Below are 25,136 nucleotides of genomic sequence, written 5' to 3' on the forward strand. Positions count from 1 at the left end.
CTTGATAGTATGCTAAGCGTTTTAAAAATGGGACATAAATTCTAAATAATGATTATACGTTGGCTTCTGCTTACCCTGCTCTGCGGGCCACTGCTGTTATGGCAAGCAAAGCGTGCACGAAAACGTGCTTTGTACTTACCTGAAGCGTTAGGTCGTCGAAGCGGCATGTTGGGTAATGGCGAGCCGTTGCGCTTGTTAATTTGCGGCGACTCTGCAGCTGCAGGCGTTGGGCTATCACAGCAAGAACAGGCCTTTTGCGGGCAATTAGTTGACCTGCTGGCAGAGCGTTATCAGGTAAATTGGCAACTTGTCGCGAAAACCGGCCTGGATAGCGCGGGCTTAAACACCTTATTACAACAGAGTTACTCACATCCAAATGCGGTATATAAGCTGGATGTGGTTGTTGTATCCATTGGTGTGAATGATGTTACGGCGCGGCGCAGCAAGGCTGAATTTCAAAAGCAGATCCGAGTATTACTAAGCAGACTGGCCACCGATTTTACTAACCCCTATGTATTGTTTAGCGCTATTCCCCCTATGCAACACTTCACTGCTTTACCCACACCGCTTAATTACTGGCTAGGTTTAAAAGCCGCGATGCTCAATCAGGCACTGGCAACCGAGTTAAGTAACTGGCCTAAAGCACAGCTGGTATATAGTGATTTACCATTTACGGCTGATATGTTTGCTGCCGATGGTTTTCATCCGTCTGAGTCAGGTTGTAAAATTTGGGCACAGCTCGTTTTTGATGCTATTGAGCGTATTGTTAATACTAAATAAGCACACTGGCAAAAATAATAATGGTTACGTGTATTTAACCATCTTAATCACAATGAGTAACTATGTTGAACGATTTACCTTTTTCTCAAGCTTGTGAAAATAACAAAGCCCCTATCCTATCTGTTTTACAGCAAGCATTGCAGGGCTGTTCGCTTGTACTTGAGGTTGGCGGTGGCACTGGCCAGCATGCCGAGTATTTTGCTACTGCATTAACCCATTTAACCTGGCAAACGTCGGATCAAAGTATCTATCTGAGCGATCTATCGCGAAGAATACAGCTGGCGGCATTAGCTAACTTACCTTCACCGCTGCTATTTGATGTAAGCGAGCAACTTATATTGCAGCAGAAGTTTGATGCCGTATTTAGTGCAAACACCCTACACATAATGCCCTGGCCTGTGGTTGAACAGTTTTTTGCGCAGATAGGTGCCTTAACAACAGCAGATGCCACACTGTGTATATACGGCCCGTTTAAATATGCCGGAAAATTTACCAGTGACAGTAATGCCAGATTTGATTTTTCACTAAAGCAGCGCAGCGCTGCTATGGGCATAAGAGACATTGAGGCGGTGTTAACGCTGGCTAAACAACAAGGTTTTCATTTGATACACGATGTTGCTATGCCAGCCAATAATCAACTACTTTGGTTTAAAGCAAACTGAAAACTCCATAAACACTAGTTTTTTCAGATAGTTGCTAGGTAACTTTATGAAGCACTGCGTATTCAGGTTTTAAATACTCATTACTGCTAACAATATCAGCCAGGATCTCTACTGCATGCAAAATGTCGATATAGCGCAAATACAGCGGCGTAAAACCTAAGCGAAGTATGTCCGGCGCTCTGAAGTCAGCAATCACCCCACGCTTTATTAACGCCTGACACAAAGCATAGGCTTTAGGGTGCTGATAGGCTAGCTGACTACCCCGCTCTGCTGCAGATAACGGCGTTAGAAGCGTTAGCTCGGCCAATGCATCGTGTTGTTTTACTAATTGATGAAAACTGTTGCTAAGTGCCAATGACTTTTGTCTGAGTGTGCTCATATCGACATCACTAAATACATCAAGTGCGGCATCTAATACACTCATCGATAAGATGGCAGGTGTGCCGGTAAGGTATTGCTCGATCCCTGGCGCTTTATCGTACTTGTTGTCAAAACTAAACGGGGTTTTATGCCCCATCCAGCCAGACAGTGGTTGTACGACATCAGCTTGATGGCGCTTGGCAACATATAAAAATGCCGGTGCACCCGGGCCGCCATTGAGGTATTTGTAACCACAGCCCACGGCAAAGTCGACATTGCACGCATCAAGCTCAATGGGTAATGCCCCCGCGCTGTGGGCTAGGTCCCAAATAACTAAAATGCCTTTTTCGTGTGCCAGTTGCGTAAGGCGCTGCATATCAAGCAAGCGGCCACTGCGAAAATCAACATGTGTAAGCATTAATACCGCTACGTGTTCGGTTAATGCACTTTCTAATTCGTTATTGTCTACTAGCTGGAGCTGGCAATTTTGCTGGCCCAATAAACTGGATAAGCCTTCAACCATATAAAGATCGGTAGGGAAATTGCCAGCTTGAGACACCACAATCTTTCTACCTTGTTGAAGCAACATGGCGCTGCTTAACACTTTAAATAAATTAACCGACGTGGAGTCACAGCTAATTACCTGCCCGGGTGAAGCACCAATTAGCCTTGCAATTTTTTCACCTACCGTGCCGGGTAAATCAATCCAGCTATGGCTGTTCCAGCTTTTAATTAAGTCCTGGCTCCACTGAGTGGCTAAAACGTCTTGTGCACGTGTCGCGGCCACCTTTGGCATTGCACCAAGCGAGTTACCATCTAAATAAATGGTATTGGGCGGCAAAACAAAGGCATCGCGTTTTGCCGCAAGGCTGTCTTGTGCGTCAAATTGTTCTAACTGGGTTATACCTAATGGCGTATTCAAAGTGGTAATAGCTCCTGCAGTGAAATAACAAACTGCTTATACGCAGTAGTTTGCGGATGGATCCAATCAAAGTGCCCGGCGTTTTCGACCATCTTATAAGGAATACCGCTTTGGCTGGCCTGGCTTGGCGGCACAATATTATCGTTGCTGCCTTGCAATAATAATGTTGCAGGGTGCATAAGCTGCTGGTTTGGGCTGGCTTGCTGATATTGCTGTGCCAAATCGCTGTAGGCGCCGCCCATAAACTGAGCCGTTGCGCTTTGACAACTGTTACTGCCGCTTGCGTAAGTTGGCATGTCGGTTATAGCCGCCAGGCCAATAACGCCTACAATACCTGCCCCCTTTATTTGGCTGCCCGCTAATAATGCCAGCTGGCCACCGGCAGAGTGCCCGCTTATTACAATCCGCGATGTATCAACGCCATATTGTGGCAACGACGCTTGAGCGAAAGCGATACCTTGTTTGATGTCTGTTAAACTGCCTGGCCAACCACCACCTTCGTCACCTGTACGGCGGTACTCTAATGACCACACCGCATAACCTTCTGCAGAAATGGCCTGACTAAAGGCATTGCTGTGTGAAATATCGTAAGCATTTAACCAACAACCACCATGAATAAAGATAACCAGTGGTATTCCAGCTGCGCTCTTCAGGCTATTGGTGGCTTTATCAACCGGTAAATATAACTGGCCAAATTGTAAAGGGGTGCTGTTATACGCCAGTTTGATACTGCGATCTTCATACGGCAGTGCTATTACACTGGAGTAACTGACATTATTAAGCGGTGTAGCAGCTGTAGGTAAACTGAGTGTTGTTGATTTTTTTACAACGGGTATAGCACAACCGCCTAGTAATAGTAGCGCTGACAATAAGGTGCTATGCAGCAACGAAAAAGGGGTTTTAGCACTTAGCCATCTCTGTTGCATAGTCCGTTTTATTCCAATAATCAGACTGTTATCGTAAGTTGTATATGTTGCTCAAAAGTTTTTGGTGCGTCAATACTTTGCGCCAAAGTATGGCGGCTTTTATGCTTGTGATATTCAAATTAACTATGTCTTAGAGCGAAAACATCATTTATTAAAGCTTGTATGGCCTTGTAAAGCTAACACCCAAAGCCAATATCTGATTAGAAGTTAATGCCTGTTTGCAACTTAGTACAACGCGCACTACCCCATGAAACGAAATAAGGAAACATTATGTCTTATAGTCCCCCTAAAGTTTGGACCTGGGATAGCCAAAACGGTGGCCAGTTTGCCAATATTAACCGCCCGGTATCTGGTGCAACACACGATAAAGCGTTACCTCGCGGCACACAGCCGTTTCAGCTGTACTCTTTGGCGACACCGAACGGTGTTAAAGTAACCATTATGTTTGAAGAGCTGCTCGAAGCGGGGTTTGACGAAGCTGAATATGATGCCTGGTTAATCAATATTGGCGATGGCGATCAGTTCAGTAGTGGTTTCGTCGACATTAACCCTAATAGCAAAATACCGGCGTTGTTGGATACCATCAGCGGGAACCGGGTATTTGAATCCGGTTCAATTTTACTCTATCTGGCCGAGAAATTTGGCGCTTTCCTGCCAACCGATGTGGCAAAACGTACGGAAGTGATGAACTGGCTATTCTGGCAGATGGGTAGCGCACCGTTTTTAGGTGGCGGCTTTGGCCATTTCTATGCCTACGCGCCGGAAAAATTTGAATATCCAATTAATCGTTACGCTATGGAAGTGAAGCGCCAATTGGATGTATTAGATAAACAACTGGCGAACCATAACTATATTGCTGGTGATGAGTACAGTATAGCCGATATGGCTATTTGGCCCTGGTATGGTGGTTTAGTGTTAGGCCGGCTTTATAACGCGGCTGAGTTTTTGGCGGTAGAGCAATACCCTAACCTGCTGCGCTGGGCTAAACAGATAGATGAGCGTCCGGCAGTAAAACGCGGCTATTTAGTTAACCGTGCCTTTGGTGATGGCCCACAAATGGCTGAACGTCACAGCGCTGCCGATTTCGACGAATTTAAGCTGTAGCCTATTTTAACCTCTCAAAATTCGCGGCCTCCAACCAAAGGCCGCTGTAGTAATTTGCGCTAATGTCAGTGTGCGCCGAACAAAGATTGCTGGCTTTTTCGACGCTTGTTGTTTTAGTAAGCATTCAGCGCTGGATCCCACGTTTTCACTGGAGTTGCACCGTTAAATTCAGTATGGTGCCAGCCCTTTATTTCTGTTTTGGAATTACAGATGACTACCTTGATTAGCGAGCTGGAAACAGCAGTACAAAACCTGCTTCAAAAAAACACCCAACTTAAACAACAACTGGCAACATTAACTGAACAGCATGAATTGCTGCAGCTAGATGTTATGGAAAAAGAAGAGCAACAAAATACTGATGCGGCACGGATAAAAACACTGCTGGAAACTGTTCAGGCCGGAAATAACTAATGTCGGTGCAGCAAAATGCCCTGACGATAACAGTGCTTGGGCGGGAATATCAGTTTAAAGCACCACCAGGCCAGCAAGCTGCTTTGCAGTTGCTGGCAAACGTGCTTGATGAAAATGTGTCAGCAATGCGAGCGCAGTCTCCACTGGCAAACAGAGATCAACTGCTAGTGCTCAGTGCTATAAATACCCTGCATGAACTGAGTCAAATTAAGCAGCAAAACGCAGATGACAAACAACGGCTAGTAACATTATTGCAGCACCTAAAGACACAACCGGATAGTTAAAACAGCAGAAACGTAACCATAAGATGCCAGTAATGTGATACGCATCAATTATCGGCTTTTTTGGCAAACGGTAATAAGTCACTGGCCTGGTCTACGTACTGCAAAATGCTTTGGCGCTCTTCATTGCAGTAACGCGTTACCGCTTCAGACAGCATTGTAGGGGCAATATCGTAAAATGCATGGCGTACCACTGGCTTAAACCCGCGCTGCAATTTGTGTTCACCCTGGGCCCCCGCATCAAAAAAACTTAATTGCTGTGCAATACAATACTCTATACCACTGTAATAACAGCATTCAAAATGCAGCCGGTCATAATCGGCAGAACAGCCCCAATAGCGACCATAAAGCGTATCATCTGAGCGAAAGCACAACGACGCTGCGACTAACTGCTGTGCAGCATAAGCGGCAAAAACAACAATGCTATCGGCAAGATGCTGGCCCCATAGTGAAAAGGTGTCCAGACTAATATAGCCCTGATGACCTGAGCGCTTAAAATAGGTGGCACAGTAAAACTGATAAAACGATGACCAAAAATCAGCATCCAGCTCAGTGCCTGAAAGGGTTTTTATAACAACACCTTGCTGTTCTACTACGCTTCGCTCTTTGCGAATTTGTTTGCGTTTACGTGAGCTAAGCGCGGCTAAAAAGGCATTAAAATCAAGATAATGATTATTATGCCACTGAAATTGCACATCGTAGCGTTCGAGATAGTCACCCGTTTGAAAAACCGCCCTGTCGTCTGGGGCGACGTACAGGCTTTGAAACTGACTGAGTTTTAGCTGCAACATTAATTGACGGATGGCTTGCTGTAGAATGGTTAACACGTCTGAGCGCACAGCCCCGGGTGCAATAGCAATACGTGGCCCTTGGGCTGGTGTAAATGGAATAGCGTTAATTAGTTTAGGGTAAAACGGCAGTTGGTATTGCTGATACGCTTTTGCGAATTGCCAATCAAAGAAGTATTCACCATAAGAATGCTGTTTTAAATACGCCGGCATTATTGCAATGAGGGTGTCATCTTGTTTAAGCAGTAAATGCATGGTCTGCCAGCCGGTTTGGTGTTTACTCGTGGCGGTATCGACACTGCCACCCTGCTCTAATGCATGCAAAAACGCGTAACGACAAAACGGATACTGGCTATCGAATAGCGCATCCCAGCTGGTTTGGCTTACCTCGGTAATGGAAGACAGTATATGTAACTGCAATTGTGCTCCCTAGCGGTTTACCGCTAAACGGCCTACTTTGGCATAACCAGGCCACAGCCTGGGGTTCGGTGCCAGCTCAAATAAATCACCATTTTGTCCACACAGTTGTATTTGCACACCTGCAGCCCTGGCTATATTGGCATTTTCGGCTAAATGTGCTGCCTCGCCATGGGTGGGTACCGCTATTTTGGGTTGTACCCAACGGTACAGTAAATCAAGCTCTGCGCCATTAGGATGACCGGACACATGAATAGGTAAGTCAGTATCGTGGCTTTGCATGGTTGTAATATGGCGCGCTTTAAACTTCTCTACCAACCGTGCAATTAACATCTCGTTACCGGGGATAATAATGGAGCTAAAAATAACTAAATCTTCTTGCTCTAATAACAACAGCGGATGTCGGTCATCGGCCAAACGGCTAAGTGCTGCTCTGGGCTCACCTTGTGAACCCGTTGCAACAACCAAAACTTCATGCTTGGGTAAGTAACCTACATGTTGTGCATCAATCACAATAAGATCTTCAGGCCAATGTCCGGTTGCACGAGCGGCACCCACCATATTGTCTAATGAGCGGCCTAATAACGCTAAATAGCGACCGGTTTTAACCGCTATGCGCGCCAGTGAAATTAGCCTGCCAACATTAGAGCTAAAACCGGTTACCACCACTCTAGCCTTTGCTGATGAGATAACGTGTAGCAACGCCGCAGCACAATCCGCTTCTGATACGGAAAAACCGCTGCGAAGTGCGTTCGTTGAATCACACACCATTGCGGTAATATTTTGCTGTGCCAAACGTTTAAATACCGCTGGTTTAAACGCTCGCCCGAGTATTGGGCTGGCATCCATTTTCCAATCTGCAGTATGAAACACACTGCCAGCAGCAGTTTTAATTATTAGCGCATGTGGCTCAGGAATAGAATGCGTGATGGCCAACCAAATCAGGTTAAATGGGCCAATATTAATGGTGTCGCCACTTTGCACCTCAATGATCGGCATTTTTTCCAGAAGACCAGTACCATTAAGTTTGCGCCGCAGAATTTCAGCAGTAAAAGGTGTGGTGTAAACCGGGCATTTAAAACGCGGCCATAAATGAGGTAAGGCACCAATATGATCTTCATGCGCATGCGTAATAACAATGCCACACAAATTGTCGACTTGATCGCAAATAAACGCCGGATCGGCTGTCACAACCTCGGCAAGTTCAGTGCTAGTGTGCGCTGCACTTCTCTGCGGCGTTAACGGACTATTAAAGGTAACGCCGCAATCTACCATTAACCAGCGGCCAGCATGGCCATACAAGTTAAGATTCATGCCTATTTCACCCGTGCCTCCCAATGGCAAAAACCACAGATCGGCATTGCCGGGTGTCACAACAGGGCGAATGCTGGTAATAATCGTCTCCTTAGCGTTGTTCTAGCTGCTCGGCTTCGTCTAATTCAGTTTCAAGGCGTTTGTTCTCATCGGCCCGGGGTTTGGCGAACCTGGCCAAAGCTAAATACAATACCGGTGTTAAATACAGCGTAAAAATAACAGCAATACCTAAGCCACCAAAAACTACCCAACCAATGGCATTGCGGGCTTCAGCGCCTGCTCCGCTAGATAAAATCAATGGTAAACCGCCGAGTAACGTCGACAACAATGTCATGGTAATGGGCCGCAAGCGAATACTGGCTGCATTTTCTACCGCCTCTCTTACGCTATAACCTTGATCTCGAAGTTGATCAGCAAATTCGACCAGCAGAATAGCATTTTTTGCCAGCAAACCGATCAACATTACCAAACCTATTTGAGAGTATATATTGATTGACGTACCGGTAAGAAATAACGCAAATAATGCCGCTGCAATGCCAAAAGGTACTGTCGCCATTACAACAACAGCACTGTTTAGGCTTTCAAATTGTGCTGCTAGCACCAACAACACGATAATAAACGCCAACACGTAGGTCAGTGTTACTTCTCGCGCGGTTTCTTCAAAGGTTTGCGCCTCACCCAAAAATACCAGGCCGATATTGGCTGGCAAGTGTTGCTCTGCCAAGGCTCTTAATTGCTCAACTGCGATTTGAATAGGCAGTTCTTCAGGTAATTCCATTTCCATTTCAATGGCACGGCGCTGCGCCTGTCGTTCTAATTCGGCCGCAACACCTTCTTCTGAAATCGTGGCTAAACTTGATAGCGGCACTAAACCGCCGTTGCTGGAACCAACGTAAAGGTTAGCTAAATCAGTAGGGTCTTGTACCTGCGAGGTTACTGCTTGCAATATCACCGGAATAGCTTGATCGCCCACATTTAAATCAGCTAAATCATCGCCATTAATAGCAACGCGTAACGTAGTTGCAATGTCGGACAGCTTCACTCCAAGCTCTTCCGCCCGGCGCCGGTCAATGTTTACCCTAAGCTGTGGCTGTGTCGGCTGATACGAAATACGTGGCATCCCAAGTGCAGGCATTTCTTGCTGAATGACTTTTGAAAAGGCCTGCGCTGCGGCAAAAATACCGGTATAGCTTTCGCCAGTTAAAGCTAATTCCAAACCACCGCCTTGACCACGCAAGTTAAGGCTATTTGAACCAAACGCCCGAGCAGGCGCGCCGGGAATAGCGCCCAGTGGCTGACTTATTTCTGCAATAATCTCTTGCTGCGACCGTTCACGCTCACTCCAGTTTTTCAGTGGCACCGTAATAAAAACTAAATTAGGATCCCATTGCCCTACAACCGTGTAAATAGAATCAATATCGCCACCGTTAACGTACGGCAACAAAATGTCTTCCATTTTATCAGCCTGACGGTCCATGAAATTAAGCCCTACACCATCAGGCCCGCGGGCAAAAATTCGTATGGTACCGCGATCTTCAGAAGGCATCAGTTCGTTATCAAGCACAGTGTAAAGACTTATTGCTGAACCTGCTGCCACCAAACAAGCTATAAATACCCACCATGCTTTATCTAGCGCAACATGTAAGCTGCGCTGATAGAGGTTAAGCACCTTATTGCCAACACCAGAAAATACATTTTTACTACCTTGTTTTAACGGTAATCGCGCCGTTAATGCCGGTACCAGTGATAACGCCACGAACGATGAAATAATTACTGCAATGGCCAGCACACCGCCAAACTCGCGGAATAAGCGCCCTGCAGTTGACGGTAAAAACGCTATGGGAACAAAAACAGCAACCAGTACCGCCGTTGTCGCCACTACAGCGAAGAACACCTCACGTGTACCAATAACCGCCGCCGCTCTGGCGCCTAGCCCCATGCTACGACGACGTTGAATGTTTTCTGTCACCACAATGGCATCATCAACGATTAACCCGGTAGCGAGCACCAATGCCAGCAAGGTGAGAATATTTATTGAGAAACCCATTAACCAAATTGCAGCCACGGCGCCAATTAGCGACACGGGTATGGACAAGGCTGGCACTATGGTGGCTCGCCCTGAGCCAATAAATAGCCAGAGTGTCGCCACAACCAACGCAATGGTTAATAGCAAAGAGGTAATAACTTCTTTTACAGAGCCCCGGATAAATTCAGCATCATCTGAGGTAACCTGAATAACTAATTCCGGAAAACGACTTTCCAGTCGGGCAACCATGGCAAGCACTTCATCAGAAATTTCTATGGTATTAGAGCGCGCCTGACGAATTACACCCAAGCCCACGACGGGTTTACCATCCAGCCGCACTAAGCTTTGTGCATCAGCCGGGCCAAAATACACCGTAGCGACATCGCCAACCCGGGTGTTACCGCTAACAATGATGTCGGCCACTTGTTCAGCGGTAATCGATGTTGCGTCAGCACGGACAATAAGCTGCTGATCCGTTGACTTCATACTGCCTGCAGGCACATCAAAAGGCGCCTGACGCAGCGCGGCTGCCACATCGGTTACCGCAAGATTAAAACTGGTTAAGCGAAGTGGATCGAGAAGCACCCGCAGCACCCGCTCCCGGTCACCGTTGAGGCGAACATCAGCAACGCCTGGAATACTTAAAAATAAGGGTGCTAAGTCGGTTTCTACGCGCTCAGTAAGTGTTTCTAAATCTAGCGTTTCGCTGGACACCGCCAAGCTGACCACTGCTTCAGCATCGTTGTCGGCTTTAATAATAGCCAGACGCTCGACCCCTTCGGGTAATTCACGTTGTACACGGCTTACCGCCTCACGGGTTTCATTGGCGGCATCATCAAGATTGATACCTGGGCGAAATTCAACCCTTACCCGTGAACTGCCCTCTTCACTGGACGCATTTATTGACTTAACGCCACTGACACGGGCAACAGCACCTTCTAATTTACTGGTAACTTCAGTATCAACTGTTTCGGGCGAGCCACCAGGAAACGCTGCCGTAACTGACACAATAGGCCGGTCAACGTCTGGAAGTTCGCGCACTTCTATGGCATTAAGAGCAGCAAAGCCAGCAATAATAATCAGTAAATTTAATACGACAATTAAAACCGGTCGACGAATAGACAATGATGGCAAATCATTCTGTGGTAGGGGCTTGCTCATAATGCACCGTCCGAAAGCACATTATTTGCCGCTGCAGGCACAGCGGCTTTAACTGCCTGACCTTCACGCAAGGTCTGAACGCCCTCAACAATTAGCTCATCACCCAGTTTAAGTGCACCAGACACCAATAAACGTCCTGCTAATCGCTGCTTTATTTGTACATCAACCCGTTTAGCAACGCCATTTTCTGCTAACCACACATAGGCACTGGTTGCTCCCCACAACAACGCAGCTTCAGGAACAACAGGATATTCTTCTCCAGCTAACTGCATGATGACGCGAAAGCTCATACCCGGGCGATATATATCTGCACGGTTATCTAATAATGCGCGCACACGAATACTGCGGTTAACACTGTCAATGCGCGAGTCAATCTGTTGAATTTTTGCTTTGATACGCAGCTCTTGTGCATGCCATGGTGCCAATTCAACATGAGCATTACCTTGCAAAATGGTAAGTGCCGCTTCGGGCGCACTAAAATTTATTAACAGTTGTTCACGGTTATCGATAGTGGTGATTGCCGTTTGCTGGTTTATACGGTCGCCTTGCTCGACGTCGGTAAGCCCGGCAATGCCAGTGAAAGGCGCCCGCACCGCTCTGTCCTGGCGTTCAGTTAACGCTTCGGTTAATTGCACTTGCATTAAGTCTCGCGCAGTAATGGCGTCATCCAATTCACTTTGGGCGATTGCGCCCTGCTTACGACTGGCTTGCAGCCGGGTAAGGGTTCGGTTTGCATCTGCCAACTGAATAGTTGCTCTGTCAACGGCCACTTGCTGACGTCTGGAATCCAGCTCTAGCAGTACATCCCCTTTGTTAACCAACTGACCCGGCACAAAATTGACCGCAGTAACTTTATCTCCAACCGCTGGATATACCACTACAGATTGTAGTGCTTCTGCCGTTCCAACCGCTTCAACTCTGCTGGCTTGTTGTTCAAAGCTAATAGGTGCTGTAATCACTTGAGTGACTCGGCCTGCCCCTCTAACCTGCGCAAAAGTGCTAAAAGCACTGAACAGTAAAATTGAAAAAAGCACTACAACAAAGCGTGTAAACGGCATTAGGCGTCCTTTTATTAGAATGAATGTTGTCTTAACCGGCAACTATACGGTTTTATGCGTATTCTGATCAAAAAAGGCTGCTCATACACGATGAACAACCTTTATAAAACGTTAGGTGGACATAACGCCTACCTAATCATTCGGCAACATGACATTACGTTGCTTTAGTTGCAGCAATCCAATTGTTCACCCGTTTTTCAAGTACACTCAGAGGCAGTGCCCCGCCACCCAATACCGTGTCATGAAAAGCTCGAATATCAAACTTATCACCCAACTCAGCTTTAGCTTTGCTACGTAATTCCAGGATTTTTATCATACCAATTTTGTATGCTGTTGCCTGACCCGGCCACACAATATAACGACGCACTTCAGAGATAATGGCGCCCTGGGCAATCGGTGTTTTTTCCATAAAGTAATCAATAGCCTGCTGTTCGTTCCAGCCTTTGCTATGAAGTCCTGTATCAACCACCAAACGCACTGCCCGCCACATTTCAGTAATTAACCGGCCAAAATCTGAATACGGGTTTTGATAAGCCCCCATTTCTTTAGCCAGTAACTCTGAATACAAGCCCCAGCCTTCAGAATAAGCAGTAAAGCCAGCTTGCGTACGGAAAGTAGGTACTGTAGTCAATTCCTGAGCGATAGAGATTTGCATATGATGGCCAGGATTGCCTTCGTGATATGCAATGGCTTCCATCTCATTTTTTGGCATAGAACGCATGTCAGACAAGTGCGCATAGTAAATACCGGGTCTTGCACCATCCGGGGTACCAGGGAAGTAGTGCTGGGCAGCGCCGGGCTGTTCACGAAACGGCTCTACCCGTTTTACCACTAAATCTGCCTTTGGCAAAATACCAAAGTAGTTTGGTAGTTGTTCGTTAATAAACGCCAGATATTTACGCGAATCTTCCAGATAGGCTTCACGGCCTTCGTCTGTTTCCGGATAATAAAACTGATCATCATCTTTAATAAATTTAAAGAAGGCGGCCAAATCACCTTTAAAACCCACTTTATCTTTAATGGTGATCATTTCTTTGGTTAAACGCTCGACTTCTGCCAAACCAATATTATGAATTTGATCTGCGGTTAAATCTGTCGTTGTAGACACTTTTAACCGATAGTTGTAATACGCTGTGCCATCCATTTGTTTACCGACACCGGTCGCAATGTCATCCGTGTTAACAATGTCCTGTTCCAACCATTGTTTTAACGCACTGTATGCCGGTAAAAAGTGGGTTTGCAACGCCGCTTTAGTTTCTTCAGACAATTCTTTTGCTTGATCATCAGTTAATTTATCTGCGTTAACCAGCGCGTCAATTTTACCCTTGGCATCACTCCACAACGGGACATCCTGTTCCGTATCGGTGAAAGGCGCACCGGTAATTAGGTTATTGATTTGTTGTAATACACCTTCGTAGGCAAAGCGTGGGGGTCTTACGTCTTGCTTAGCATTGGCTTGCGCCCTTTCCATTAGTTGCGTCAACGCGCGGCTAATGCCTTCAATACGTTTAACGTATGCCTGCATATCCTCAGCGTTATCGACTTTATGAAAATTTATTAAAATTTGCGGCAGTAAGGCATGAATACCCTGCATTTGGGTAAACGTGTAGGCATTTTTGCGAAATGCAACGCCCTCTTTGGCTTCTTCGTATTGATGTACCCAAATGTCGTAAGACGTTTGTGCCTCAAGATCCAGTTTCGCGTAATCAAAATTGGTTTTGAGTTCATCTACGCTTGCAGCTAACCAGGCTAGTTGCTTTTCTTCAGCCGCAACAGAGGTATCATCAACTTGATCGTATTTGTCTTTGCGTCCCAAAAAAGTCATTTGCAGCGGACTTTCCTGTAGCTGCTCTTCGTACTTAACCTCAAACCATTGGTTTAGTCGTTGCGTTTCAGATTGAAGATTTTCTTGAGGTTGTTCCGCTGCAACGTTTACTGAGGTAGAAGAAGACGTGTCCGGCGCTGGGTTACAGCCGGCAAGAACGCCGGCTACGGCCAAGGCAATTAACGATTTATACATGCTTAGAGGTCCTTGTTGTTTTGATTATCACCAAATGACAGACTACCTATAAGCATTGCATTAGTCTAAACAAATTGTAACCAGCTTTTTCTGAACTAGGCACTTATCCGCTTATATTGTCGGTACTGGGGTAACCAAAAATTCTCGTCTATTTTTTGTTGGAGGATAACGTCATCAACTTCAAGCGCCAAACCTTGTTTTATCGCGACCTTGGCCACGTTAAACGCTATTTTTTTACTAAGTGCTGCCAGTTCTGTAAACGCAGGCAACAGGCCACCGCTACCATTATTAGCTTTAGGTGACGCAGCTGCTAGTGTCTTACTGGCTTCACGCAGCATTTCGTCGCTAATAAGCCTGGCTTTAATGGCAATAACGCCCAAACCAACGCCCGGAAAAATATAGCTGTTGTTACACTGCGCTATAACATATTGCTGTCCATTATAACTAACCGGTGCAAATGGACTGCCTGTGGCAATAATGACATCGCCCTCTGTCCAGGTAATAACTTGCTCTGGTGTGGCTTCAACCTGTCTTGACGGATTACTCAATGGGAAAATAATAGGTGTACTAACACCTGCTTTCATTGCGCGGATCACCGGCTCAGTAAACAAACCTGCTTGCCCCGATACCCCAATAAGAATACCTGGTTTAGCGCAATTCATGACATCCAGTAAGCTTGGGAACTCACCACTGTAGCTCCAGCTTTCAATAGTTTTTTGCGGTTGCGTCAGTGCTTGTTGAAAGTCTCGTAAACCGGGTGTCGCGTCCGTTAACAGGCCAAATCTGTCAATCATAAAAATCTGACTGCGGGCTTGAGACTCGCTGATCCCTTCCGCTACCATCTGGCTAATAACTTGTTCTGCGATGCCACAACCGGCTGAGCCCGCGCCGACAAAAACAACTTGCTGGGCAGATAATTGCACATTTTTGCTACGGCACGCGGCAAGTAGTGTCCCTACTGTAACCGCCGCTGTGCCTTGGATATCATCATTAAAACAACACACTTGCTCGCGATAACGTTGTAAGAATGGCATAGCGTTTGGCTGAGCAAAATCTTCAAACTGAATAATAGCTTCAGGCCAGCGGCGTTTTACTGCCTGAATAAATAGCTCTACAAATTCATCGTACTCTGCCTGGCCTACGCGCTTTTGCCTAAGCCCCATGTACATCGGATCGTTTAATAACTTTTCATTGTTGGTGCCAACATCCAGCATCATAGGTAACGCATAAGCTGGGCTAATGCCACCACAAGCGGTATAAAGCGACAATTTACCGATAGAGATGCCCATACCGCCGATCCCTTGATCACCTAAGCCCAGCACGCGCTCACCATCGGTAACCACTATCACCTTCACTTTACGTTTAGTTGCATTACGCAAAATGTCATCCAACTGATGCCTGTCGTTATAGCTAATAAACAATCCGCGGGCACTACGATAAATATCAGAAAATTGCTCACACGCATCGCCTACCGTCGGCGTATAAATAATGGGGATCATTTCGTCCAGGTGTTGTTGTAACAAACGGTAAAACAAGGTTTCGTTGTTATCCTGAATGGCTCTTAAATAAATATGCTTATTAATTGCCGTATCAAAACTCTTGTATTGCATGTAAGCACGGCTGACTTGTTCTTCAATAGTTTCGTAGCGAGGAGGCAGTAAGCCTGCCAAGTTGAACGCTATGCGCTCATCAACTGTGAAAGCGCTGCCTTTATTTAACAAAGGCGTCTCGAGTAACGCTGAACCGGAATAAGCGGTATACAGGGGTGATTTTTTCATTGATAACTACCTGAATAGCCGATAGAAGTACTGTTAGTGCTTCTATCCACTGAAGATTAATAAATAGTGCTGATTCTGGGATTTAATACCGATAAAATAAACAACCCTTCGGTATTACAAAAATCGATGGCGCGAATAACATCTTGTTGGGTCAACTGCAGTAATTCAAGTACAAAAGGATCGACTAATTGCTTAGTGGTGTACATTTCAGGATGTTGATTTGCCAACGCCAGGCGAACTGCAAGATATAATACAAGTTGTGGTTTATTTTTCGGGTCAAACTTGTAGCTGTGTTGCAACGCAACCGGCGCAACGATGCTATCAGGTAACTGCCAAAGGTGTAATAACTCTGCGCCACAATTAGCATAAGTAAATTCAAGCAGTTGTTGCTGACGCTGCCAGGGTTTTTCTTCAGCTGAATAGTTCTGACATTGGTTAGCCAGTGTCGCATCGTTATGCAATACCACCATCTCACCAATGTTATGCAAAAGGCCAGCAACATAATATCTATCACAAGGTTTTAGCTGACAGCATTGAGCAAGAAATTTCGCGATGAGTGCAGCATTAACACTCTGCTCCCAAAAGCGTTCTAAATCAATTGATGAACTATCAATATTACTGCAAGCAGATGCAATACCTATGCTCAAAATTAAGTTGTAAACCTGAGTTTTCCCTAATATTAACAAGGCTTTGCTTACACTTTCGACCTGATAAGGCAGGTTGTAGATGGCACTGTTGGCTAGTTTTAGCAATTTAGCCGTAAGTATAGGGTCAAGTAAAATAACTTCTGCAACTTCATCCAGACTCGCGGTATCCGAATCCATAAGTTGTTTTACTTTTAAATATCCTTCCGGTAAAGCAAACAGATCTGCAACATTCTGCGCATATTGCAAGGCTTTCATTGGATATCTTCTCCTGTAGCGGATACATCCAAAAACGGCATCAGCTATAAGTGTTACTTCTTGGCGGGATTTTACAAGGTTTACGCAGAAAATCTTAGTGTTTTTTGTCCAAATGACAGTTTTATGCGCTCAGACACCACTGCCGCCCTACAGGCCAGACCTCTGGCGCTGTAAGGCTTTACAGTATAGGACGATTAAGCTACCAGGCTACGTAACATCCAGGCGGTTTTCTCGTGTACCGTCATGCGTTGCGTCAACAAATCCAGGCTAACCTCATCAGACGCTTTGTCAGCGACAGGAACAATTGACCGAGCTGTTTTAGCAATAGCTTCTTGCCCTTTCACTAAATCTTTTATCATCTCTTCAGCAGTGGGAATGCCATCTACTTCTTTGATACTAGTAAGTTTAGCGAATTCTTTGTAAGAACCTGGTGCAAACTCACCTAACGCACGGATACGCTCGGCTATATCGTCCACGGCCAATGCCAGCTCGTTGTATTGCGTTTCGAAGAGGGTGTGCAACGTTTGAAACATTGGGCCAGTTACGTTCCAATGGTAGTTATGCGTTTTTAAATACAGAGTATAGGTATCTGCCAATAGTACAGATAAGCCGTCACAGATTGCTTTACGCTGTTCATCATTAATACCAATATTGATTTTCATAGCGGATCCTTTTATCAACATGTTGAACGATACAAACCTGGTGCACAAACTGCGCATTAATCAGCTTAAAGTAAAGCGTGCACGAGTAAGCTCTAATAAACAATGCTTACAAAAGACATGGGGGCGTAGAGAGATATTTCAAGTAAAAAGGCCAGTTTTAAACTGGCCTTTTTATATTGGTTAGCTAACTTGTGCGTTCAAATACTCTTCGTAGGTGCCTACGAAGTTACGTATATCGTTATCAGTGATCTCGATAATTCTGCTGGCCAGACTAGAAACAAACTCACGGTCATGGCTAACAAACAGCAAGGTGCCTTTGTAATGCTCCAATGCCAAATTTAGCGATTCAATTGACTCCATATCCAGGTGGTTAGTCGGTTCATCCATCACCAAAATATTTGGCCGTTGTAGCATCAACTTACCAAACAACATACGGCCTTTTTCACCGCCCGATAATACTTTAACTGACTTATTTATCTCGTCCTGAGAAAACAGTAAACGTCCCAGAATGCCTCGAATAGCCTGTTCATCGTCAGATGGCTGCTTCCACTGAGTCATCCACTCAAACAAGCTGATATCTGCAGTAAATTCATGAGCATGATCTTGTGCGTAATAACCAATTTTATGGTTTTCAGACCATTTAACCGTACCGGTCTCTGGCTTTAAATCACCGACCAGACACTTGAGCAACGTGGTTTTACCAATACCATTGGCGCCTAAAATGGCCACTTTTTCACCAACTTCAATAGTGAGACCAAGGTTTTTTAATAACTTAAGTTCACCGAAGCTCTTACTTAAACCTTCGACTTCAAGTGCTAAACGGTATAATTGTTTTTGCTGTTCAAAACGGATAAATGGGTTAACACGGCTAGAGGCTTTTACTTCATCCAGCTGAATTTTATCTATTTGCTTGGCCCGTGATGTGGCTTGCTTAGCTTTCGACGCGTTTGCAGAGAAACGACTAACGAAAGTTTGTAATTCGGCAATTTGCGCTTTTTTCTTCGCGTTGTCTGACAATAAACGCTCACGAGCCTGAGTCGCTGCAAACATGTATTCGTCATAGTTACCGGGATACAAACGTAGTTCGCCGTAATCCAAGTCAGCCATGTGGGTACAAACGCTGTTTAAGAAGTGACGGTCGTGCGAAATAATCACCATAGTACTATTGCGCTCGGCCAACACAGTTTCTAACCAGCGGATAGTATTAATATCCAGGTTGTTTGTTGGTTCATCTAACAGCATGATTTCCGGATCGGCAAATAATACTTGTGCCAATAACACGCGTAACTTGAAACCCGGCGCAATAGCGGACATAGGACCAAAATGCTGTTCAACCGGTATACCAACGCCAATAAGCAGTTCGCCAGCGCGAGATTCTGCGGTGTAACCGTCCATCTCGCCGAAAGCGACTTCCAGATCAGCGACTTTCATGCCATCTTCTTCGCTCATGTCTGCACTGGCGTAAATGCGATCGCGTTCTTCTTTTACTGCCCAAAGCTCAGCATGACCCATAATAACGGTATCGATAACTGAATACTTTTCAAATGCAAACTGATCTTGATGAAGCTTGGCCACACGATGGTTTGGCTCGACAAACACATTACCTGCAGAGGGCTCTAACTCACGGCTTAAAATCTTCATAAAAGTAGACTTACCGCAGCCATTGGCACCAATTAAGCCATAGCGATTACCTTCACCAAATTTAATTGAAATATTTTCAAACAGCGGCTTGGCGCCAAATTGCATTGTAATGTTAGCAGTTGATATCACAGTGTGTTCCAGAACAGGTTATGACCGACAGAGCCCACAAGCAACCTAAGTCACCTGAGGGTAAAAAGTGCAGTACTATACGCGTTTTTACCTACAAACTCAAAACAAACGCCCGGTAAATTCCGGGCGTTTGTTTTAATGTTTGTTAAAGCTGATTATTGCTGACTTTGTACTATTGCCGCTTTACACAATTCAGTGATTCGGCTCCAGTCTTTATTGGCAACAGCATCGTCTGGAACTATCCATGACCCACCGACACATTTAACGTTTGGCAAGGCTAAATAGTCTTTAAAGTTCTTTTCATTAATGCCACCGGTTGGACAAAAACGAATATCGGCAAAAGGTCCATAAATAGACTTTAATGTTTTAACACCTCCAGCTGCTTCGGCCGGAAAAAATTTAAAGTGGCTGTAACCTAAACCGGTACCTTCCATCAATTCTGATATGCTGGCAATACCCGGAATTAACGGGATTATCGCATCTTTCCCTGCTTGCAATAATTCGCGTGTTAAGCCTGGGCTGATAGCAAATTTTGCGCCTGCATCAATAACCTGCTGCAGTTGAACCGCAGTGGTAACGGTACCGGCCCCAACAATCGCTTCAGGCACTTCTTTTGCTAATAAACGAATGGCATCTAACGCAGCAGGCGTTCGCAGTGTCACTTCAAGCACTTTAATGCCACCTGCCAGAAGTGCTTTTGCCATTGGAACGGCGTCTGCTAAGTCTTTGATCACAATTACCGGAACCACAGGCCCTTGATCAAATAGTGTTCCAGGTTGTAATTGCCAATTTTCAAATGCCATATTAGTTACTCGCCAAAAATTGTTTCAGGTAAACGGCAGCACCGACTAAACCAGGCTGTTCTGCCGTAACGACATAGGTGGCGATCTGGCGATTAAACGCACTAAACCGGCCTTTTGCTTCAAAACGTGTTCTACATTCACTACCTTCTAGCAGTGGCAATAATTTTGGTACTATACCGCCTGCGATGTACACACCGCCAAAGGTACTAAGCGTAAGCGCCAGATCGCCAGCAATACTGCCGAGACTAGCAAAAAACTGCGCTATCGTTGCTTTTGCCAGTTCAGACTCGCCACTAAGTGCCTGAGTCGCTATTTGTGACGCAGATATCGGTTCTACCTGCTGCTTACGATATAATGCCAGTGCACGATAAATTGCCTCTAACCCTGGGCCAGACAACAATCGTTCAGGGGAAACATGGCCATATTCTTTTGCCAACGTTTGCTGGATAAACCATTCTTGCTCATTCTGGGCAGCCCAATCAGTATGGCCACCTTCTCCAGGCAACGGAACATACATATCGTTCACGGGTAGCAAATGCGCAACGCCAAGCCCGGTTCCGGCACCCAGCACAGCCATTGGCTTGCCTGGTTGCACTTCACCCTGGCCAAACTTGACTTTTTGTTCAAGCGTCAATGCAGGTAAACACATAGCAACAGCGGTAAAATCATTAATTACCTGCAAGGCGTCTAATGCCAGTTGTTGCTGCATTGCCTGAATAGAAAATTGCCAATGAAAATTGGTCATACTGACATTGTCGCCGGTTACCGGACACGCGATAGCGATAGCGACGTGTTTAATATCTTGTAGGTTTTTTTGCTGTTGATAATGCAGCAGCGCATCAGCCAAGGTAGCAAAATCCGCACACGGGAACACTGCAACCTCATCTAGTGCCAAACTGGCAAGCGAAACACGGCTAAACCGAGCATTAGTCCCACCGATATCAGCCACTATCGCATAGGCTGGCGACTTAGCCATGCAAGTGCTCCTCTGTTATAAACAAACTACAGGCCCCTTGTTCTGCCCCGGTTAACTGAGTGCGCAGTGCACCAAACATCTCACGGCCCATGCCATAATAGCTGTCAGCCATATCTAAGGTCTCAACATGGCGTGCGGCTAACTCTTCATCTGAGACTAAAACTTCCAAACGCCCGGTTAAACCATCAACTAACATCATATCGCCGGTTTTGATACGTGCTATGTTGCCGCCATCAATGGCTTCCGGTGTGACATGGATAGCCGCAGGCACTTTGCCTGACGCGCCTGACATACGGCCATCTGTGACCAAAGCCACTTTAAAGCCTCTGTCTTGCAACACGCCAAGTGGTGGCGTTAACTTGTGTAGCTCGGGCATACCACAAGCTTTGGGCCCCTGAAAACGCACAACTACGATACAGTCTTTATCAAGGTCACCTGCTTTAAACGCCGCATCTAGCTCGTGCTGGCTAGAGAATACTACAGCTGGCGCTTTAACAACTTCAGTGCCTTCACGCAGAGCAGAGGTTTTGATCACGCCACGTCCGACATTACCAGACAGTACTTCCAAGCCACCGTGCGTCTTAAAAGGCTTCTTCACAGTGGCCAATACATCGGTATCCAATGACTGCTCTGGTGCATCTACCCAAACTAATTTTCCGTCTTGCATAACAGGTTGCTGTGTATAACGGCGCAGTCCAGCACCGGCAACAGTATGGACGTCTTCATGCAACAGCCCAGCGTCTAAAAGCTCGCGTATCAACAACGCCATACCACCTGCATATTGGAAATGGTTAATATCAGCCTGGCCATTTGGATAAATACGTGTTAACAACGGCGTTGCCGCTGATAACTCAGCAAAATCATCCCAGTTAACGATATAGCCAGCAGAACGCGCCATAGCAATTAAATGCATAGTATGGTTAGTTGAACCACCGGTAGCCAAAAGCCCGACGATACCATTAACAATTGACTTAGCATCAATCATTTTACCGACAGGTAAATAGTCGGTGCCTAAATCCGTTAACCGCGTAATTTGGCGCGCTGCCGCTTTAGTTAGTTCGTCACGAAGTGCGGTACCCGGATTGACAAAAGACGCGCCAGGTAAATGCAACCCCATCATTTCAACAACAAGCTGGTTAGAATTCGCCGTACCGTAAAAGGTACAGGTTCCAGCTGAATGATACGACGCTGACTCTGCCTCAAGTAATTCTTCTTTACCAACTTTACCTTCAGCATAAAGCTGACGCACACGAGCTTTTTCTTTATTGGGTATGCCTGAAGGCATTGGCCCTGCTGGAACAAAAATAAAGGGTAAGTGTCCAAAGCTTAGTGCTGCCATAAACAGGCCCGGCACAATTTTGTCGCAGATGCCCAGCATTAGCCCACCATCAAACATATTGTGCGACAAGCCAACCGCAGCAGACATAGCTATAATATCGCGGCTAAGCAAGCTTAACTCCATGCCAGGTTGGCCTTGCGTTACACCATCGCACATTGCCGGTACACCACCTGCAAACTGCGCCACACTGCCAACATCAGCAACAGCTTGTTTAATAATGGCCGGATAGTGCTCGTAAGGTTGGTGGGCTGATAGCATGTCATTGTAAGACGAAACAATACCGATGTTTGCTTTGGTTAAACTACGTAAATCGGCTTTATCCTGCTGATTACAGGCGGCAAAACCATGCGCCAGATTACCACAGCTTAGTACCCCCCGGTGCGGGCCTTTTAACCGTGCTTTTTCAAGCCGCTGCAGGTAAATATCACGGCTTTTTTGGCTACGTGCAATAATTCTGTCCGTTACTTTCTGAATCACAGGATCCATGGCTATCCCCTAGTTTTCGCTATACATCACCGTAACGTGCGCTACGGGATGATGTAAAAATGCTCGTATCGGCATAGCAAGCGCGTCTTGCTCTGCCATCGCTTTGTTTAACACCGCTAATTTGTTACTTCCCACCAGATGTAAAAACAGATGTCGGCTATTTAACAAGCGCGGTAAACTTAGCGACATACGCTGATAGGGGGCGGTTTTAGGTTCAACTGCCAATACCGCAGGAGCATCTAAAGCCAACCCAGCACTAATTTGTGCACTGCAAGGAAACAATGATGCTGTGTGGCCATCTTCTCCCATACCCAATATCACAGCATCAAACTGAGGCAAACCACTCACCCGCGGCAATATCTCTGCAACACCTTCAAAGGCAGAAGCACCTTGAGCATACAAACTGACAAATGTTGCGGCCTGGGCTTTTTGTTGTAATAACGTGGCTTTGACCAAACGTTCGTTTGAGTCTTGTTGGTTATCGTCTAACCAACGATCGTCAGCCAGCAACACCGTCACCTTGTCCCAGGCTAAATCGACCTGACTTAGCGTATTAAATAAGGCTTGCGGAGTTTTACCACCAGAAACAACCAAATACGCAGCGCCGCGTTGTTCTATACCCTGCTGTAAAATAGAGACCAAACGGTTAGCAAAATCGTTATTTAAGGCGCTGGTGTCAGCAAATTGTTGTAATTCCATCATGCTTTATTCTTCCCAGTTCCGTTCGTCACGTGCTAATAAAGAGATAGCGGCAACCGGGCCCCAACTGCCAGCCTGATAAGACTTTGGCGGTTCATTGCTGGTTTTCCAAGCATCTAAAATACCGTCCACCCATTTCCACGCGTGTTCTACTTCGTCACGACGGACAAATAAATATTGATTACCTAACATGGCTTCAAGCAGCAAGCGTTCATAAGCATCAGCAATTCGCTGTGCTTTGAAGGTTTCATCGAAACTTAAATCCAGCTTACTTTCCTGTAGCCGCATATGTTCACCCAAACCAGGTATTTTATTCATTACCTGAATTTCCACACCCTCATCAGGTTGTAGCCGGATGATCAGTTTATTAGCAGGTAATTGATTGTAAGTGGCATGAAAAATATTATGCGGCTGTGGTTTAAAGCAGATCACAACTTCGCTAAGTTTAGAGGCCATCCGCTTACCTGTTCGCAAATAAAATGGCACACCAGCCCAACGCCAGTTATCAATATCAACCTTAATTGCGACAAAGGTTTCTGTTTTACTGTTAGGGCGCGCACCCTCTTCATCCAGATAGCCAGGTGCGGCTTTACCTGCGACAAATCCGTTGGCATATTGACCGCGAACGGTTTTCTCCTGAATATTGCTAATGTCGATTCTACGAAGTGCTTTTAGTACTTTAAGTTTTTCATCACGAATACTGTCAGCGTCTAACCGTGCTGGAGGCTCCATGGCAATAAGTGTTAACACTTGCAATAAGTGGTTTTGGACCATGTCCCGCATTTGGCCGGCATCGTCGTAATAACTCCAACGCCCTTCTACACCAACTTCCTCTGCAACAGTAATTTGCACATGATCTATCGAATTATGATCCCAGTTACCAGCAAAAATGGCGTTCGCAAAACGAAGTGCCAACAGATTGAGCACCGTTTCTTTACCTAAATAGTGGTCAATACGATAAATTTGTCTTTCTTTAAAAAATGCCGCCACTTGATCATTAATTACTTTTGAAGAGGCAAGATCATGGCCGATAGGCTTTTCCAGCACCACGCGAGCTGGCTCTTCAGCCAAACCTGCAGCGGCCAAACCTTTACAAATAGGGCCAAACAATGATGGAGGTGTAGCGAAGTAGCTTACCGGCACGCGTTTAGCTATATCAGTGACGGATGAAAGCTTTTTATAATCTTGCTCATTGGTCAAGTCTAGCTGCACATACACCAGCTTTTGTTGCAGACTCTGCCAAACGTCATTGTCCAATGGCTCTTTTAAAAACTTGTTCAGGTTGGTTAACACCAGCTCAGCGTAAGCTTCTGTCGACATATCATCGCGCGCAACACCGATTATGCGTGATTCGGTGCAAAGTAAATCTGCTTTTTCTAATTGGTACATCGCCGGCAATAGTTTGCGCCGCGCTAAATCACCTTTAGTACCAAATAAAATTAAGTCACATGCTGAATTTTGTGCTGTTGTCGTCATAACTGACCCTTGATT

21 protein-coding genes are annotated in these 25,136 nt (G+C 45.7%); 5 read left to right on the forward strand and 16 right to left on the reverse strand.

What is annotated here, in order from left to right; all coding sequences use genetic code 11:
* The first annotated feature begins 48 nt into the window (after positions 1 to 48).
* Both ORJ00_RS11955 and ORJ00_RS11960 read left to right on the forward strand, forming a co-directional pair.
* Positions 49 to 780, forward strand: coding sequence for an SGNH/GDSL hydrolase family protein (locus ORJ00_RS11955; RefSeq protein WP_306139970.1), 732 nt, complete (start codon positions 49 to 51; stop codon positions 778 to 780).
* Positions 781 to 842: 62 nt separating this feature from the next.
* Positions 843 to 1,442, forward strand: coding sequence for a DUF938 domain-containing protein (locus ORJ00_RS11960; protein WP_305977899.1), 600 nt, complete (start codon positions 843 to 845; stop codon positions 1,440 to 1,442).
* 34 nt (positions 1,443 to 1,476) lie between these two features.
* On the opposite strand, the gene kynU is transcribed toward ORJ00_RS11960, so the two are convergent.
* Both kynU and ORJ00_RS11970 read right to left on the reverse strand, forming a co-directional pair.
* Entirely contained in the window at positions 1,477 to 2,724 is a 1,248-nt protein-coding gene (kynU, locus tag ORJ00_RS11965) for a kynureninase (RefSeq protein ID WP_306139971.1), read from the reverse strand.
* Positions 2,721 to 3,650, reverse strand: coding sequence for an alpha/beta hydrolase (locus ORJ00_RS11970; RefSeq protein WP_051219942.1), 930 nt, complete (start codon positions 3,648 to 3,650; stop codon positions 2,721 to 2,723). The genes kynU and ORJ00_RS11970 overlap by 4 nt, the downstream gene beginning before the upstream one ends.
* 270 nt (positions 3,651 to 3,920) lie before the next feature.
* Here ORJ00_RS11970 and yghU point away from each other — a divergent pair, with 270 nt between their 5' ends.
* From yghU to ORJ00_RS11985, 3 genes are all read left to right on the forward strand, one after another.
* Positions 3,921 to 4,754, forward strand: coding sequence for a glutathione-dependent disulfide-bond oxidoreductase (yghU, locus tag ORJ00_RS11975; protein ID WP_306138375.1), 834 nt, complete (start codon positions 3,921 to 3,923; stop codon positions 4,752 to 4,754).
* A gap of 210 nt (positions 4,755 to 4,964) precedes the next feature.
* On the forward strand, positions 4,965 to 5,165 hold the full coding sequence (locus ORJ00_RS11980; RefSeq protein ID WP_037055036.1) for a hypothetical protein: 201 nt from the start codon (positions 4,965 to 4,967) through the stop codon (positions 5,163 to 5,165).
* The gene (locus ORJ00_RS11985) at positions 5,165 to 5,449 is read left to right on the forward strand and encodes a cell division protein ZapA (RefSeq protein ID WP_306139972.1); all 285 of its coding nucleotides are present in this window, start codon (positions 5,165 to 5,167) and stop codon (positions 5,447 to 5,449) included. The genes ORJ00_RS11980 and ORJ00_RS11985 overlap by 1 nt, the downstream gene beginning before the upstream one ends.
* Before the next feature lie 44 nt (positions 5,450 to 5,493).
* On the opposite strand, the gene ORJ00_RS11990 is transcribed toward ORJ00_RS11985, so the two are convergent.
* From ORJ00_RS11990 to zwf, 14 genes are all read right to left on the reverse strand, one after another.
* Complete coding sequence (locus tag ORJ00_RS11990) at positions 5,494 to 6,654, reverse strand: GNAT family N-acetyltransferase (protein WP_305974458.1); 1,161 nt, start codon at positions 6,652 to 6,654, stop codon at positions 5,494 to 5,496.
* 9 nt (positions 6,655 to 6,663) lie between these two features.
* Positions 6,664 to 8,025 carry a ribonuclease J gene (locus tag ORJ00_RS11995; protein WP_306139973.1) on the reverse strand — a complete coding sequence of 454 codons (1,362 nt, stop codon included), beginning with the start codon at positions 8,023 to 8,025 and terminating at the stop codon, positions 6,664 to 6,666.
* 31 nt (positions 8,026 to 8,056) lie between these two features.
* A complete protein-coding gene (locus ORJ00_RS12000; RefSeq protein ID WP_306139974.1) occupies positions 8,057 to 11,152 on the reverse strand; it encodes an efflux RND transporter permease subunit in 3,096 nt (1,031 codons plus the stop codon).
* Positions 11,149 to 12,210 carry an efflux RND transporter periplasmic adaptor subunit gene (locus tag ORJ00_RS12005; protein ID WP_306139975.1) on the reverse strand — a complete coding sequence of 354 codons (1,062 nt, stop codon included), beginning with the start codon at positions 12,208 to 12,210 and terminating at the stop codon, positions 11,149 to 11,151. The genes ORJ00_RS12000 and ORJ00_RS12005 overlap by 4 nt, the downstream gene beginning before the upstream one ends.
* 154 nt (positions 12,211 to 12,364) lie before the next feature.
* Positions 12,365 to 14,230, reverse strand: a complete 1,866-nt coding sequence (locus tag ORJ00_RS12010; protein ID WP_027670096.1) for a DUF885 domain-containing protein — start codon at positions 14,228 to 14,230, stop codon at positions 12,365 to 12,367.
* Positions 14,231 to 14,325: 95 nt separating this feature from the next.
* The gene (locus ORJ00_RS12015) at positions 14,326 to 16,008 is read right to left on the reverse strand and encodes an NAD-dependent malic enzyme (protein ID WP_306139977.1); all 1,683 of its coding nucleotides are present in this window, start codon (positions 16,006 to 16,008) and stop codon (positions 14,326 to 14,328) included.
* A gap of 56 nt (positions 16,009 to 16,064) precedes the next feature.
* The gene (locus ORJ00_RS12020) at positions 16,065 to 16,910 is read right to left on the reverse strand and encodes an HDOD domain-containing protein (protein WP_027670098.1); all 846 of its coding nucleotides are present in this window, start codon (positions 16,908 to 16,910) and stop codon (positions 16,065 to 16,067) included.
* Positions 16,911 to 17,104: 194 nt separating this feature from the next.
* Positions 17,105 to 17,572 (reverse strand): Dps family protein, encoded by a 468-nt coding sequence (locus tag ORJ00_RS12025; protein ID WP_306139978.1) that lies wholly within the window; start codon positions 17,570 to 17,572, stop codon positions 17,105 to 17,107.
* Between the two features lie 180 nt (positions 17,573 to 17,752).
* Positions 17,753 to 19,342, reverse strand: coding sequence for an ABC-F family ATPase (locus tag ORJ00_RS12030; protein WP_084153465.1), 1,590 nt, complete (start codon positions 19,340 to 19,342; stop codon positions 17,753 to 17,755).
* Positions 19,343 to 19,497: 155 nt separating this feature from the next.
* A complete protein-coding gene (locus ORJ00_RS12035) occupies positions 19,498 to 20,145 on the reverse strand; it encodes a bifunctional 4-hydroxy-2-oxoglutarate aldolase/2-dehydro-3-deoxy-phosphogluconate aldolase (RefSeq protein ID WP_306139979.1) in 648 nt (215 codons plus the stop codon).
* Position 20,146: 1 nt separating this feature from the next.
* Positions 20,147 to 21,121 (reverse strand): glucokinase, encoded by a 975-nt coding sequence (locus ORJ00_RS12040; RefSeq protein WP_306139980.1) that lies wholly within the window; start codon positions 21,119 to 21,121, stop codon positions 20,147 to 20,149.
* On the reverse strand, positions 21,114 to 22,946 hold the full coding sequence (edd, locus tag ORJ00_RS12045) for a phosphogluconate dehydratase (protein ID WP_306139981.1): 1,833 nt from the start codon (positions 22,944 to 22,946) through the stop codon (positions 21,114 to 21,116). The genes ORJ00_RS12040 and edd overlap by 8 nt, the downstream gene beginning before the upstream one ends.
* 9 nt (positions 22,947 to 22,955) lie before the next feature.
* On the reverse strand, positions 22,956 to 23,648 hold the full coding sequence (gene pgl, locus ORJ00_RS12050; RefSeq protein ID WP_306139982.1) for a 6-phosphogluconolactonase: 693 nt from the start codon (positions 23,646 to 23,648) through the stop codon (positions 22,956 to 22,958).
* 3 nt (positions 23,649 to 23,651) lie between these two features.
* Positions 23,652 to 25,121, reverse strand: coding sequence for a glucose-6-phosphate dehydrogenase (zwf, locus tag ORJ00_RS12055; RefSeq protein WP_306139983.1), 1,470 nt, complete (start codon positions 25,119 to 25,121; stop codon positions 23,652 to 23,654).
* Positions 25,122 to 25,136: the final 15 nt, after the last annotated feature.

Source organism: Rheinheimera baltica (assembly GCF_030731985.1).
GTDB classification, from domain to species: Bacteria; Pseudomonadota; Gammaproteobacteria; order Enterobacterales; family Alteromonadaceae; genus Alishewanella; species Alishewanella baltica.